This is a genomic window from Streptomyces marokkonensis (assembly GCF_008312835.1).
GTDB lineage: Bacteria > Actinomycetota > Actinomycetes > Streptomycetales > Streptomycetaceae > Streptomyces > Streptomyces marokkonensis_A.
This window is the reverse complement of sequence record NZ_VSKS01000015.1, coordinates 158,286-173,594: the sequence shown is the minus strand read 5'-3', so window position 1 is coordinate 173,594 and position 15,309 is coordinate 158,286. Positions and strand designations below refer to the sequence as shown.

Genomic DNA, 15,309 nt, shown 5'->3' with positions numbered 1-15,309 from the left:
CAGTCTCCCTATGACGAGCAGACGACACACTCATGCGGGCACCGCGCGCACCGCGCACGGGATCCGGATCCGGACCGCCCTGGTGGTCCTGGTCGCCGCGGCTGCCCTCGGCACGACGACCGAGGCGGTGGCCGCGCCGGCGATCGTCTCGGGAACCGACTGGGACGCCATCGCCGAGTGCGAATCCAGCGGCAACTGGAAGGCGAACACCGGAAACGGCCACTACGGCGGACTGCAGTTCAAGCAGTCCAGCTGGGCCGCGGCCGGCGGTCTGAAGTACGCCCCGCGCGCGGACCTGGCCACCCGAAAGGAACAGATCGCCGTGGCCGAACGCCTGGCCCGCATCCAGGGAATGTCGGCCTGGTCCTGCGCCTGAGCCCTCGACACCGACGCGCCGGGGTCCGGCAGATGTCCGGACTCCGAACTTCTCCTGTGTGGTGAGAGGTGGAGGACAGGCTGGCGGCCTCCGGCCGGAGTGCCCGTATGCCCCGGAGACTGCGGTGCGTCAATCCGGACCGGCCGCGGCCTTGACCGGCCGGACGGCAATCGGGTCAACTCCGCGTGCACCATGCCGGCCGAGGTTCGAGTCTGTGGTCATGAGCCTCCGTCCATGGGTCGTCGTGGAGTCGCCGGACAGTCGTGGTCTTCGCCGCGTCACCGTCGGCGGCGAGACGGTCGGCAGCGCCTGGTCACCGGCCGCGCTGCGCAAGATACTCAAGCGTCTCGGCTACCCGGAAGACATGGATCTGGACGATCCGGCATCCGTGAGCTGGCGCGGGGGTGACAGCAGGACCTGGCCCGACCGCGCATGGAGAAGGCGCTCGACCATGTCACTCATGATGGCCGGGCTGCTCGCTTCCATGGTTTTCAACGCGGTCATCGGATGGCCGGACGCCTCGGGGGCGCTGACGTTCGCACAACGGCTGACGGGTGTGCTGTTCGTCCTGTCGGGCGTGGTGTTGGGGATTGCCGCGATCGCCGCCCTCGACTACTGGGGGAGACGACAGTTCAGGGCCTCAGGGGCGGTCACCCTCCTCGGTGCCATCATTGTGCTGGCCACCGACAGTCTCCTTCTTCTCCTCTGGTTCGAGGAGAGGGAGTACACGCGCTACCTGCTCGTCTACCTGCCCGCTCTCTGCTGGTCCATATGGGCCGTGTGCCTGCTGGTGCGCCAGAAGTCGTGGAAAGGGGTACCGCAACCCAAGAAATTCGCGGCCGGGGTTGTGGCCACGGCCCTCCTGACGGCTGTCAGTCTCGCCTATTCCACTATGTATCAGCCTGCGGCCGCCCCCATGCATTTCATCCTGAAGGCGGAGTTCGGTAAGGCCTGGGAGGACAAGAAACTTCCCTACGTGCATGTCCCGCTGACGCTCTACATGAAGAACACCGGAGGGATCCCGGTGTACATCATCAACGACATCTACACGGTCCGCGGCAGGGTCGCCGTGTACTCGCGGGGCGAAGGGGACCTGATGCCGGAGTGGAGGGAGAGCGTGGAACGGTACGGTGCGCGTGAGGGAGAGGCTGAGCTCTACGTCGACCAGCTCGAGTACACCACGATCAGCAGTGGAAGCTTCTACGAAATCGGCAACTCGCTCGACGTGGGGCAGGAATATGCTCTCAATCGTGTTTTTCAACTTCCCAGGAACGTCGGATACGACACCGTGAGCATCGATTTGCAGATCGCATACATGAGGAAGGACCGCGGCAGGATCGACGTGCAGGAGTTCAGATCCGCTCATCGTTCGTGGAACAAACATGACAGGGCCTACCACTGCGAGCCGGCGGTGTGCGGGGAGCAGCTCATATACCGAGGGAGGGTGCGGCACAACAACAATCTCATCAACGTGACACGCAAGCCGCGCTTCGTGACGGCTGTGTGGTCCCCGGGGGACCAGTTCATCTCCTCGATCTCGTCCGTCCCCTTCAACTTCTACGGACTGGGTGACTACTCGGAGGAAAGGAGAGAACTGGAGAGGTACGGAGCTGCCAGGGCCCGGGCCGATGCGGAGATCTCCGTGGCCGAGATACTGCGATCTGCCGGGCTGTGACGCCATCCCGGTCACTCGCTGGTCTTCGTGGGCCAGGTACCCACGGTGATCCCTTCCTCGTTCAGGTACTTGGCAGTCTGCCGGCAGGAAAGGGCAGAGCCGCCCAGAGTCCCGAACAGCTCGTCGCGCGGGACGAGCTCGGCGAGTGCGGTGACGAGCGGTACGACTTCGAACGGACCGTGGGTGTGCTCGTTGTTCCGTAGCTGGGCGAGGACCTCGAGCATGTCGTTGCTCTTCTCCTCGGCCTTCCAGAAGTCCTTGACCCCTTCGTCCTCCCATTGCGCGGGAACCAGCCTCTCCAGTCCGGCCATGAGGTCGGATTCACGGGTGGTCTCGAAGATGGCACTCGTGCAGAAGGCGGCGGCCTTGCCGAGCGACTCCTCCGGGCGCTTCTGGGCGGAGGCGGAATCCTCCTGCTGGTCCCTCATGCGAGAGGTTTTCTCATCCAGCTCCTTCTTGGCCTTGGACCGATCCCCCGGCGACGTGCGCGGATCGCTGATCCTTTTCAGCAGCGCGCTGACCTGCTGTGTGATCTTCGCGAGTTCTTCGCGTTCCTTCGGAGGGGTCCTCCGGTCCTGCACTATCTCCGAAGAGGAGCTCACCGGCACCAGGTTGTTCGAAACGTCCTGCTGGGGACCCGGGTTTGTCGGCTGGGTCGCGTCCGTCGAGCCGGCTGGAGACCCGCTGTGGCTCATCATCGCCGCGTAGGTGGTGTCCTTCACCGTCGCGATCATTGGATCCCGAACGTCCTGTGGCGTATCGGGATCGCAGATCATGTCCAGGGTGGATGTCGTCCGTTTGGCCACCAGGATGAGCATGGATCGTTCTTCCGGCGGCACCCCTGGAGCGTTGAACGCCTCGAGTGCCGCGGTGACCTGCTTCACGATGGCGGTCAACTCCTTGCGTAGCTCGGGAGGCGTTCGTGGGTCGCTGATGGCTGCCAGTGCGACGGACAGGTTCTCCGCGCTCTCGATGATTCCCTGTTTGTCCTGTGGCAGCGTCTCCGGACTGTCGACCGTGGTGACGATGGTGATCAGTGCTTCCACGGTCCCCGTGAGTTCCTCGGGGACTCGTTCCTTCTCCTCCGTGAGGCTCGTCGTCGCCTCGTCGACGCCCGCATTCTGCTCCGGCGAGGTGTCGGACGTCGGTTCATCCGTCGTGCCGGGGCCCGTCGGCTGAGTGGTGTCGGGCGTCCCGTTCGGCGTGGAGGGGGGAGAAGTCGTCTCCTCCGTCGGCGTGTCCGGATCGATCGGGGGATCGGAGTCCGCCGACGGTGACGGGGGCGTCTCGGGGCCGGTCGGATCGCTCGGTCCAGGAGGAGACGGTGGAGGCTCCGTGGTCTGAGCCGGTGCTCCTGCGGTTCCACCGTTCAGACCCTGAGAATTGGCCGCTGCGATCGACAGACCTGCCGGCAATGCGAGCGCTGCAGCCAGAACGGATGCGTTGGCCGCCTGACATATGTGTCGCCGGGAAATCCTGGCCATAATGGTTCCAGATAGGCTTGGCGTCGTACTGTCCCGCCCGCGTGACGGACTGTTTTCGTTGACGGCGGTACTAAGCTTCGGGACTGGAAGAATGCGGAGTCGATATGAATCCACTCTTCCCCCGTCCGGGGCTTTGTGCAAAGGGATCACAGGCCGCAGCCGGGCCGCGGCGCACCCGGTGTTCTCATTGGTGATGTTCCGCGCGCGGGCGCACCATAGAAAGGGAGAGGCGAGTGGCCTTGGACCGGCCCTGCCTTCCCGTCCCTCGCACGAGGGGGTTCCCTCATGGCCTCCCACAGCAGTCATGCCGTCACACCGACACCATCCCCGGAACTGCTCCGACATCATCGTGAGGGTGGTGGCTCCGGAAGAGGTGGTAGCCCGGGGCGCCCCGGCGGTGGTGGCCGTTCGGACCGCCCCGGCGGTGACGGCCGTTCGGGCCAACCCGGCGGCGACGGCCGCCACGGACGTCCGCGTTGGCGCGGCCCCTGGCGTCCCTGGGACCGTCAGCCGGACCGCCCCGACGACGACGGCGCGGTGGGGCCGTTCCGGGTCGTGCGGCCGGCGGACATGCTCGTGGCCGACATCGGCCTGGTGAACCTCCGGTCCGACGGCAGCCGCCTGGTGCGGCGGGAGCCGGCCGCGCCGACGCTGATCCTTGTCGGGCTGCCACCGCAACACATCCTGGAGGAAGTAGTTCCCCAGCAGGTGGACGGCACGACCGTCCCCCTCGCAACCGTGAGGGCGTTCACCTCCGGTGCCACCCAGTTGGTCTTCTCGGTGCCGCCCGAGGTGGACAGTCTGGAGCTGTCCCTGGAATCCCTGCTCGACTGGGAGCGGCTGGTGCCGATGACAGTGCCGGTGGTTCGGCCCGGCACCACGCCTGCCGAACTGCTCGGAAGCGTCATCGAGTTCCCCACCCGGCTTCTGCTCACCTACGACGAACCCGTCAACTGGGCATGCCCGCCGGAGCCTCGCAGCGCCGATGGCCGCACCGGCGTGTGGCACGCCCTGCTGAGCGGCGAACGGGGCGGCGACGCACTGCTGCGGGCCCTCGCGCGGGCCGACGACCGGCCTTCCGTTCCCGCGCGCTTCCCCTTGACCACGGAGAACCTGGCGGACCTGGTCACGCTCACCAGCCGGACGGAGCTGATCGATGCCGCGGGCGCGCCCATCCCGCTGCCCAGCGCGCCTTTGCGGGCCGAGCAGTTCATCGCGACGCCCCTCGGTGCCTCCGCCCACCTGCACGGCGCCTGGGAGGACATGTCGCCGGGCGCCGTCGCGCAGCTCGAGTCGATCGACACGACCTGGCACGACCTGGCGGCGTACGACCACATCACGGGTCTGGGACGTGACCAGTTCGTCAGGGTCGTCACCCGAGGCTTTCTCTCCACCGGGCACCCGGCTCTCCTGGTGAGCGAGGTCAAGCGCCTCTTCGTCGCCCACAAGGACGAGGGCATCGTGGCCCATCTGCGCCGGGAGGACCGGATCGTCCTCCGTGAACCCGAGGTGCGCTACGGGGAGAACACCGGCTTCGCGCACCAGGGGCGCGAGATGCCCTTCACCGAGCTCCGTGTCACCGACCGGGTCACCCCGCTGCTCAGGACCGTCTGGCCCCGGAATGCCAAGAAGCAGCCGGAGCCGCGGCAGGCGTTCTGGATCGAGCTGCAGGACGGTGTGCACGACCATCAGTTCACCGTGCTCGCGACCGATCGCGAGGGCCGCAAGGTCAGCTTCACCATGCCGCTGGTCTTCGTGCCCGCCTCACGGGCCGGCAACTGGGAGGAGCTACGGGACAGGTACTCGCAGAGCGAGACCGGGGTGAGGGACCGCGTCGAGCGGTCTCTGGGCGGGCAGGTCATGGCCATGGCACAGCCACCCGCCGACGCTCCCGGCAGCACCAGTCACGCGGTGGGCAGGCTGAAGTTCGAGATGACCCGGAAGACGGCCGGAGGTGAACACCCGCTGGCCGGAACCCTCGTCGTGTCCGGCGCCGACGTGCGGGTCCCCGCCCTCGAACCGTTCGCGCCGAAGGCGGGGGACGTGCCTGTCACGTTCAACCACCGCTACCGCGACCACGGCATGGCGGCGCATCCGGCACGCGCCTACCTCGACCTCGTCGATGCGATCGGCCTCGAATTCGCCTCGGAGAGCGTCGGTGGACTTGCCCGGCCCGACGCCGGGGTCAAGGTGATCACCAGCCAGGCGGGTGTCGTGCCGGACGTGTTCGGGAACGACCCCACCGCGGAGATCAGGAACGCTCTCGGAGCCGCCAAGTTGCTCGGCTTCATCGACCTGGGCGCACTGCTGGGGCCCATCGCCGCCCCGGACCTGGATCGGCTGAAGCAACTCGGAGACCGTGAGATCCAGGCACTGCTGGACGACGCGGGCGGCACGATCCCGGCACCCGTGCTGCGGGTACGGGACCTCGCCGACGGGGCCGGCAAGGAACTGCGCTACGTGTGGAAGACGAGGCTCGAACCGCCCAGGACGCCGCCCGGGGCGGAGCCGTTCCCCCTGGACGTGAACGGCGCGGTACTCACCCTGGACGCACGGACGGTCGTCTCGAAGGACGCCGGGAACAAGACGTCGGTCGAAGGCCGGCTGCGGGACATCGCCCTGCAGATCGCCGGCGTCGTCCGTGTGGAGATCGCCGACCTGAGGTTCAGGTCCGTCCCCGGCAGCAAGCCGGACGTGTCGGCCTCCGGCCTGGAGATGAGGTTCCTGGGGGACCTCCGCTTCATCGACACGCTGCGCAGCGCCCTGCCCGCCGACGCCTTCGGTTCCGGCGCGTTCGTGGATGTCCAGCCATGGGGCATCCGAACCGGCTACGCGCTGGCCCTCCCGGCCATCGGCGTCGGTGTCTTCTCCCTCGCGAACGTCTGCTTGAAGACGGAACTGATCATCCCCTTCGACGCCGACAAGGTCATCTCCTTCCGCTTTTCGGTGTCCGAGCGGCAGCGTCCCTTCAACGTCACCGTCTCCCTGTTCGGTGGCGGTGGCTACTTCTCCATGCTGGTCGACGCGGAGAAGGGCATCAGGGAGGCCGAGGGCGCCATCGAGTTCGGTGGGGCCGCGGCACTGAACCTGGGAGTGGCGAGTGGCGGAGTGACGGTGATGGCCGGTGTCCGCTTCGAGCTCAGGGACGGGAACGTCACGGTGGGCGGCTATCTGCGATGCAGCGGCTTCCTGACCGTGCTGGGCATCGTCACCGTCTCCGTCGAGTTCTATCTGGAGCTGACGTACGAGAAGAACGGCAGCGAGTCGGTGGTCCGGGGGAGAGGCACCCTGACCGTGAGCGTGACCATCGCCTTCTTCAGCAAGTCCGTGTCGCTCAGCCTCGAGCGGAGTTTCTCGGGGGCACCGGGCGACCCCACGTTCGTCGACTGCTTCGACCGGGAGACGCATTGGGAGGACTACTGCCTGGGCTTCGACGGCGAACCGTAGACCGGTCGGGACGTGATCATGAAGTGCGTACAGAAAGTGTTGTGGACAGTGCTTCCGGCGGGGCTGTCGGCGGACGGCACCCAGGCGAAGGTCTCGGTCTTCGTCGCTCCCCGGCTCGGAGCACCGGACCCGGAACAGGCGGCCGCCCTGCCGGAAGATCGGGACTGCGGCACGCTGGGTTCGTTCCGGGACTTCCTCGCCTGGCCCGACAAGATCAGGGACGCGACCTTCGAGTTCGGGCCGGGAGAGCGCGTCTCGCCCTCTTTCAGCGGCCCGGTCCGACCGTCCGGTCCGGCTCCCGACCACGCGCTCTGGACGGCACTCTTCGGCGAGGACATCCCGGTGGAGCCGTACGTCTTCGAGAGCATGGCCCCGCGGGCCGAAGGGGCCCGCACCTACTCGGCCGCGGCGGCCGCCGACGCGACCCGGACGGCCTACCGGACGGCCGCCAGGGAGTATCCCGAACAGCCCCCTGAGATGCGCTCCGTCATGCAGAGGATGATGAGCTCCGGGCAGCCCGGACTCGTCTCCCGGGCCCATGACATGCGCCGAGGTCTCGGCGAAGTGGCGGCTTTCCACCAGCCTCCGGCCCGGAGTGCGCCGACGCTCTCGAGCGGAGATGTCCCGCGAGCTCCCGCACCGGAGAAGCCCGAGCCGGATTTCCACCAGATGCTCACCTCACTCGGTGACCACCCGGCGCTGCTCCGGCGGCTCGGGCTGATCCTGGACTTCCTCCTGCCGGCCGAGCGTGTCCCCGTCTCCTCGGGCGAGCACTCCATGAGCGTGGTGCCGGACTGGGTGTCCGAACTCGGACCCGATTCACAGAACCTTCCCTCGCGCACCCGCTACGTCTTCCTCCCCGAGCGGATGCTGTTCGTCGCCGCCTCCCGGAACGCCGAGTCCGATCCGCTGGGCTCTCCGGCGCTCGGCCTGGTGGCGCTGCCCGAGGCCGACTTCTCCCTCGAGCAGGCCGACATCGACGCCGCCGCGCTCAAGCTGGCGGACCTCGCCCGGGATCCCGGCGAGGCCGGTGGCGCCGAAACGGATGCGACCGGGCCGCGCCCGGAGACCAAGGGACTGGCTCCGGTCCGTACACAGGGGATCTCCTTGGTCAGGGACGATCGCAAAGGGGTGCTCGCGGACAAACTGGCGGAGGCGGACCAGCACAACGACGCGGCCGCCGCCGCGTCGGCGGCGCGGCAGCAGGCGGAGGACGGCCACCAGCCGAACCCGTCGGACTCCTCCGTCATGCCCGAACTCTGGGCCGATGACCTGGTCAGGGGCCACCGGATGGATGTCTGGGACGACTCCCGGGCACGCTGGTACTCGTTGCACGCACGCACCGTCGAGTACCGTTCGCCCGGCGGCGACGAGCCGCTCCTCACGGCCTCCGACGAGGGCTTCTTCCAGGTGAACCTGGTGTCACCGCCGGACGATGCCGACAGCGACGACCTGTACGTTCCCGAACGGCTCATGACCTGGGAGGGGTGGTCGCTGTCCGCTCCGCGTCCCGGGCGGGTCCTGGGTACGGGGGAGGGAGCGCCCGACGAGGTCGTCGAACCCACCAATGAGGCGCAGACCCACCTTCCGCTGGAAATCGACATCGGCGTGCAGAAGGGCTCGCTGCCCCGTCTGAGGTTCGGCCGTGGATACCGGATACGGCTGCGCACCGTCGACCTGGCGGGCAACGGCCTCACCCTGAGGGAAGCCGACGCCCTGGTGGACCGGGACGACGGCGGCGACTGGGTGCTGCCGGGGAACGGTCCCCTCGTGTTCCGGAGGTTCGAGTCCGTGCCCGCTCCCGCCGTGGTACCCAGGTCGCCCCTCGACGAGGGTGCCTCGGTGTCCCGGATGGTCATCCGGAGCACCCCGGGCAGCGAACCGGGCCCGGCCGGCGGCGCGGCCCCCGGCCCCGGCCCGCGGACCGTCGTGCTCCGTAACGTGCGGCCCGGTCGGACCAACGACGACATACGTCTCGTCCAGCAGGCCCTGATCGCCCGCAACCACCCCGTCCCTGCCGGCGCGACAGGGCACTTCGGCCCGCAGACCGCGGAGGCCTACGCCGCCGAGCAGCGCGAACAGGGCTTCCGCGGCCGGGATGCCGACGGCATCCCCGGCTGTCGGTCCCTGACGGAACTCGGCCGCAAGAGCGGCTTCGCCGTCGACTGTGACACCGCCGCCGACGACTCCGGTCCGGCGGAGGGCGCCTCCCGGGACGCGGAACCGGCCAGGACCGCCGAACAGTACGCCGCCCACCTCAACAACTCCCCGCTGGTCACGACAGGCGACCACACCCCCTTCAGCGGGGTCGACGAACGGCACCTGGTGGCTCCGAAGGCCTCACTGCAGTGCGTCGAGCGGCACGGGCTGCTCGACGGGGCCATCGGTTCGCGTGACCCGGCCGCCAGGGAAGCCGGCTACGCGCTGGCCTCCCGCGAGAACGGCTCCCTCGGTGATCCGGCTCCCGACGCCGAAGTGACACCGGTCGACTCGCCCGCCGCCGACCCGGAGCACCCCGTGGTGACCGCCCGGCACCAGGGGGACCAGGTCGAACTGCCCTACCTCCGCGAACCCATGGCCAACGGAGCACTGCTGCTCGACCTGCCGGGCATGGGGGAGGACGAGCCGTTCGAGGTCCCGTGGGGAGGCGATGTCTGGCACCGGTCCCGCTCGTTCCGGCTGAGGCTGGCCGAAGGCACCGCGCCACCTCACTTCGACGAGTCGTCACGCGTGCTGACGGTCTCTCTCCCGAAAGCCCGGGTGGCCACCGTACGGGTGTGTTCCGCGATCCAGTTCGACGAGACGCTGATGGGCCTGGCCTCCTGGTGCAGGGAACAGCCCGGCCGGCAGTCGGGACCGGAAGCCGGGCCGGAGGACGAGGAGGAGGCGGCGCGGCGGGACGAGGAGGAGGCGGCACGGCAGGACGAGGAGGAGCGGAGGCTGGCTTCCAGGGCGCTGGACCTGGCTGCCGCCGGGCGCCACTGGATGTTCACGCCCTGGCAGGAAATCACCCTCGTGCACGCGGTCCAGCGGCCCCTGAGGCAACCCGTCCTGGACCTGCGGGCCACGGAGCACCGTCCCGGCGGCGCCACCGCCGAGCACCTCGCCGGAACGATCGCACTGGACAAGGACAGCACCGACCGGATCGAACTCGTCGCGTCGTGGACCGAAGTGGTGGACGAAGGCGACGAAGGCCGCGCGGAACGTCCGATGACCGCGCCGGTCTTCGATCTCCTCACAGCCAGGCTGCCCTCGAACGACGCGGGCGGTCCCGAGCCCGCCACCCTCCAGGACGGCACCCTGAGCTTCAGCACCCGCGCGGCCGAGGAGCCGGTGGAGCCGGTGGAGCCGGTCAGTGCGACCAGGCCGGAGCCGAGGAAGCACGAGTTCGGCGACACCAAGCACCGCCGGGTGCTCTATCATCCGGTGGCCGGAACCAGGTTCGGCGACTGCTTCCCGTCCCGACTGGCCGAGCACGACGCGACCGCGCTGACCGTGGAAGGCACGGCCGTGGCGCACTCGGTACCCAGCAGCGCCCGGCCCACCGCACCGAGAGTGCTGTACTGCGTGCCCACGCTCTCCTTCGAGACCGTCGAAGGCTCACCCGACACCGTCGTCCGGCGCCGACACGGCCGCGGAATCCGCGTGTTCCTGCAGCGTCCCTGGTTCTCCTCCGGAGACGGCGAGCTCCTCGGTGTGGTGCTCGGGCCCGCACCAGGCGCCGGCACGGTTGCCACGGACGGTCTGGGCGTGACAGTGATGGGCCGCGACCCCGTCCACCGCTCCGCGCATGTCGTCGCCCCCACGGTGGCGACGTTCACCAACGCCGTGCGGCATGCCGAGGTCGTGCCGGTGACGCCCACCGGGTCGTCGCCCACCGTCACCGTCCTGGGCTTCGCCCCGCAGTTCGACCCCGAGGGGAACCGCTGGTTCTGCGACCTGGACCTCGACACCGGGGACGCCTATCTGCCCTTCGTGCGGCTGGCCCTGGTCCGCTACCAGCCGGACTCGATCCCGGAGGCGGAGATCTCACCGGTCGTCGTCAGCGATCTGGTCCAGACGCTGCCCGACCGCGAACTGCGGGTGCGACTGGACGACATACCGACCGTCTCCGTCACCGGTCCGTCGTACGACCCGGTCGACTCCCCGCCGCCCCGGATCACGGCCACCGTGCAACGTCGGAACGCCGTGGCCGACGAGGACCTCGCCTGGGTCACGCTCGACGACACCACCGTGACGCTGACCTCGATCGACGCTGCTTCCACGCGGAACCCGTCCTATGTCGGCCAGGTCCCGCTGCCCCCGGACATTCAGCGAGACCGACTGCGCCTGCTGGTCATGGAGACCGGCGGCATACCGCCCGACGCGGCCACCCCACCCACCACGCCCGGGCCGGTGGTGTACTGCGACACCGTGCCCCTGTTCGACGGCCACCGGCATCACGACCACGACAGGCGCGACGACCACGACAGGCGCGACCGGCACCGGCGCGACGGCGACCGATGGCGCTGAACTCGTGACCAGGTGCCCCCACCGGCCGGCCGGCGGCGACAGGTCCCGCCGGCCGGCTCGGCTTCATACGAGCTGTTGCGTCTTGCTGGCCACCAGCTCGCCGGCCTCGAAGCCGTCGATGCGGGCCGTCCGAGCGGCCGTCGCGACGGGCACCGTCACTTCTGCCGGGTCGTCGGTGAGGTCGACCGACGTGTTGGGCCGCTGGTCGACGTAGACATCGACGCGATCGACGTTCGTCGCCTTCACCTTGAGCCTCAGGACGTCGCCGGCGGAGACGACGTCCGTGACGGACACGCTGTGCGGCTCCCGGTCCTTGAGCAGCAGGCCCGCCCGGTCGAGGAGATCGGCGTTGTCCTCCAGGAGGTCCCGGCGGGTCATCCGGTGCAGTTCGTCGGGAACGACACCCACATCCTCCACGGGAGTGCCGGACAGGGCTCCGACGCGAAGGGTGCGGCGGATGGACACGCGCATGCCGGCCCCCTTCGGCAGCGGTACGTACGGTGTGGCCCGGTCACCGCTGAGAAGGCCGGAGAGGAGTTGGTGGGTCCAGACGTTGGCCCCGCCGGCGCCGGTGTTCTCGTCGGTACCCAGTACAGGGCCGATCCGGTGGTCCTGGAACCCGGCGGCGAAGATGTCGGTGGCCGAGTAGCAGCGGGCGTTGGTGATGAGGACCACCGGCCCGAAGTACTGCTGCCCCATGGCGTTGGCACCCTCCTCGGGGCTGAGGGGGAAGGCACTGGAGAAGGTCGCCCCGGTCTCGACGGCCTGCTCCATGGAGGGGACCCAGGCGCCCAGGCCGATGCCGGAGGAGTCCTGGTGCCTGCGGCAGATGCGAAGGTTGAGCGGGGTGTTGATGAACTGCACCGGCTCGGGGACGATCCGGCGGGGTGTGAGGACCTGCAGGGCGAACTCGGCGGCGTGGATGTGACCGCCGCCGTTGTCACGCACGTCCACGATGAGTCCGCTCTGGGGCAGCCGGCCGATCAGCCGGACGAACTCCCGGAGGAATGACACCGGGTCGTCCACACCGAACGTGAAGATGCGGAGGTGGCCGAACTCTCCGGAGGACGTCGTCACCCGCTGGGCCTTGAACACCTTGGGCATGGTGGTGGCGACCTCGCCCCCGCGCAGTTCGGGCACCGGTTCGTCCGCCTGGACGGCCTTTTCCTGGGTGACGACCCGGGGGGCGAAGAGCAGAACCTTCGCCCGGCCGGTCTCGTCCGCGTCGAGGTCCACACCCTGGGCCAGGGCCGCGGTGCTGATCGCGTCCGCGTCCACCATGGGAGGCAGGTTCTCCACGATCCGCCAGTTCTCGCGCAGCTCACGCGCCGTGCCGGCGTTGTCGACGTAGCTGACGGTCACCCACTCCTCGAAGGGCGGCAGATGGATGCGCAGCGGTCGTACGGTCAGGGACTGAACGCCCCGGCTGCGCCGGGCGGGAGCGTTGCCGCCGGCGAACCGGGCCGCGTTCAGGTCGACGGCCGCCGAGATGGGGATTCCGCTCCAGTGAGTGACCTCGACGCCCGGGGCGAAGCCGGGTGCGGAGAAGCCCTCGGCCACGTGCGTGACCATGTAGTGCGGGCCCTGGGCGTCCGCGTACTGCTCGATGAGGAACGGCAGGAAGGCGATCCTGCCCGCAAAGGGTTCAGGGAGCAGGTAGTTGGTGTGAAGATCTCGGACCGAGTGGAAGACCTCCGACAGCTCGGCGTGGAAGAGCCACTCAGGAGGCATGGTCCGCTGTGTCTGCCGCTCCAGGCGCCGGCGCAGCACCCGCAGGCGCTGGACCGGGTTCACTGCGTACATCGCGGTCTTGAGCGGCAGGTGGACGTAGTTCTGATCCAGCAGGACGAGCGCCTGATCGACGATGAGGCGGCGCTCCTCCGGAGTCAGTGTGCCCGCGTCGTGGAGGAAACTGCTCAACGGATGCGAGGCGGCCAGGTGGGAGCGGACCGATTCCGCGGCATGCCGGACGAAGGCGGGTGTCCTGTCTTCGGTCAGGGCGGTCATGATGTCTCTCCGGAACAGGGGTCGAACGGATGAAGAGTGTTCTCGTGCGGAGGTACAGCTCCGCCGTCCGCTCACCAGGTCGGCTTCGCCACGTTGCCGTAGGTCCAGCTGGAGCCCTTGGACATCTCGAAGTGCAGATGCGGGCCGGTGGAGTTGCCCGTCCTGCCGACCGTGCCGAGCCGCTGTCCGGCGGTGACCTTCTGCCCGGTCCTCACCTGCCGCTGCGACAGGTGAGAGTAGGTGTAGACATGACCGTTGTCCGCCTTCAGCCCGATCCACTGGCCGTACGCCCCGCCCTTGCCGTTCGACCAGGCGATGGTGCCCTTGCGGACCGCGACCACGGGCGTGCCGGAGTCGGCGGCGAAGTCCTGCCCGGTGTGCCGGCCGACACCGTCGGGTTTCCAGGCGTAGGGACCGCGGGAGAAGAAGCCGAAAGTGACCTTGTGGCCGGGGACGGGTGACGGCACCCGTCCCCGGCCGGAGGTGCCGCCCCGCTTGGTGGCGGACGTGGCGCCCTTGCAGTCGACGGTGAAGCCGGCGTGGCGGCCGAGGGTGGTCAGCGACGTGCAGCCGGGGACGCCGTCGGCGGCGGTTCCCTTGAAGCCCTGGGCGAGTTGTTCGGCCCGGTAGGCCGCCTTCGTCTCCTCGCCGAAGAAGCCGGTGGCTCCCTTCGGGATCTTGCGGCCGCGGGCGATGAGCGCCTTCTGCACGGCGCGCACATCCTCGTTCTTCTTGCCGAACCGAACGTTGGACAGAGCGACCATGGCGGACTCGCGTCCTTTCGTCATCGTGGGGAACGGCACCGTGCGCGGAATCGAACGTCGTCGGTGGAGCTGTCGTGTCCGACGCTACGGAACGGCTGTCAGCGCGCCGTCACCCTGACGTCATCGGTTGCACAGGGCGGACGAGGGTCCGAAACTGGTAGTGACGGCCTCCGCGGAGGATGCGGCACGTCCCCGGGACCGCACCGGAGACGGCGGCGGCCACGGACCGCGCCACACGGCCTCCAGAGGTGCGCTCGCGCGACACCCCGTGAGTGAGGCGATGAGGTTGGTGTCTCCTCCCCAGTTGCGGTTGCTCGGCCAGTTCCGGCTGGAACTCGGCTCCGGGTCTGTCGAACTGTGCCGCAACGGCCAGCGGTTGCTGGCGTTCGTGGGGTTGCGGGGCCGGGTCTCCCGCACGGTCCTCGCCGGCACGTTGTGGCCCGAGGTGACCGAGGAGCATGCCCGGGGCAGCCTGCGCACCACCCTGTGGAAGTTGCCGCGCGGCGAGCCCCCTCTGATCCGGTGCTGCGGCGACTCACTGCTGGTCACGCCGGCCCTGCGCGTCGACGTCCACGTCCTCCAGGAGACGGCACTCGACGTGGTCGAGGACCGTGGCCGGCCCTTCCGCGCCCAGCCACTCCTCGAACTCCTCACGGGAGAGGACCTGCTGCCCGGGTGGGACGAGGACTGGGTGCTGGTGGAACGTGAACACTTGCGGCAACTGCGGCTGAACGCGCTCGACTTGCTGGCCGAGGCCCTGATAGGGCAGGGCCGACCGGCCCTGGGGATGGAGGCCGCCTGGGCTGGCGTACGCGCGGAGCCCCTGCGGGAGAGCGCCCACCGGGCCATCGTGTCGGCGCATCTCGCGGAAGGCAACGTCAGCGAGGCCGTGCGCCACTACGACGCGTTCTGCCGCTTGTTGAAGAAGGAACTGGGCGTCGCGCCCTCGCCGCGGTTCGCCCGGATGCTTCCCGAGCGGCTCTCCGGATCCAGTCGGTGACAGTCGGTGAGATGTGAGCCGGCCCAGCGGTGAGATTCGAGTCG

Annotated in this window: 8 protein-coding genes; 5 read left to right on the top strand and 3 right to left on the bottom strand. The window is 69.0% G+C overall.

From position 1 onward, the window contains the following. Positions 1-10 precede the first annotated feature (10 nt). The gene (locus F1615_RS24565) at positions 11-376 is read left to right on the top strand and encodes a transglycosylase family protein (RefSeq protein WP_149551245.1); all 366 of its coding nucleotides are present in this window, start codon (positions 11-13) and stop codon (positions 374-376) included. Between the two features lie 220 nt (positions 377-596). Then, the gene (locus F1615_RS24560) at positions 597-2,051 is read left to right on the top strand and encodes a DUF308 domain-containing protein (RefSeq protein ID WP_149551244.1); all 1,455 of its coding nucleotides are present in this window, start codon (positions 597-599) and stop codon (positions 2,049-2,051) included. Positions 2,052-2,062: 11 nt separating this feature from the next. On the opposite strand, the gene F1615_RS24555 is transcribed toward F1615_RS24560, so the two are convergent. Further along, complete coding sequence (locus F1615_RS24555) at positions 2,063-3,535, bottom strand: hypothetical protein (protein WP_149551243.1); 1,473 nt, start codon at positions 3,533-3,535, stop codon at positions 2,063-2,065. A 537-nt stretch (positions 3,536-4,072) separates the two neighbouring features. On the opposite strand from F1615_RS24555, the gene F1615_RS24550 reads away from it, so the two are divergent. Together F1615_RS24550 and F1615_RS24545 are read left to right on the top strand one after the other, a co-directional pair. Further along, on the top strand, positions 4,073-6,982 hold the full coding sequence (locus F1615_RS24550) for a hypothetical protein (RefSeq protein WP_208818395.1): 2,910 nt from the start codon (positions 4,073-4,075) through the stop codon (positions 6,980-6,982). A gap of 36 nt (positions 6,983-7,018) precedes the next feature. Beyond that, positions 7,019-11,494: a peptidoglycan-binding protein gene (locus F1615_RS24545; protein ID WP_149551241.1), complete on the top strand. Its 4,476-nt coding sequence runs from the start codon at positions 7,019-7,021 to the stop codon at positions 11,492-11,494. Between the two features lie 63 nt (positions 11,495-11,557). Here the strand turns inward: F1615_RS24545 and F1615_RS24540 are convergent, their stop codons facing one another. Both F1615_RS24540 and F1615_RS24535 read right to left on the bottom strand, forming a co-directional pair. Then, complete coding sequence (locus F1615_RS24540; protein ID WP_149551240.1) at positions 11,558-13,501, bottom strand: S41 family peptidase; 1,944 nt, start codon at positions 13,499-13,501, stop codon at positions 11,558-11,560. 71 nt (positions 13,502-13,572) lie between these two features. Next, positions 13,573-14,289 (bottom strand): M23 family metallopeptidase, encoded by a 717-nt coding sequence (locus F1615_RS24535; RefSeq protein WP_244328828.1) that lies wholly within the window; start codon positions 14,287-14,289, stop codon positions 13,573-13,575. A 256-nt stretch (positions 14,290-14,545) separates the two neighbouring features. Between F1615_RS24535 and F1615_RS24530 the strand changes: the two genes are divergently transcribed. Then, positions 14,546-15,265: an AfsR/SARP family transcriptional regulator gene (locus tag F1615_RS24530; protein ID WP_149551239.1), complete on the top strand. Its 720-nt coding sequence runs from the start codon at positions 14,546-14,548 to the stop codon at positions 15,263-15,265. Positions 15,266-15,309: the final 44 nt, after the last annotated feature.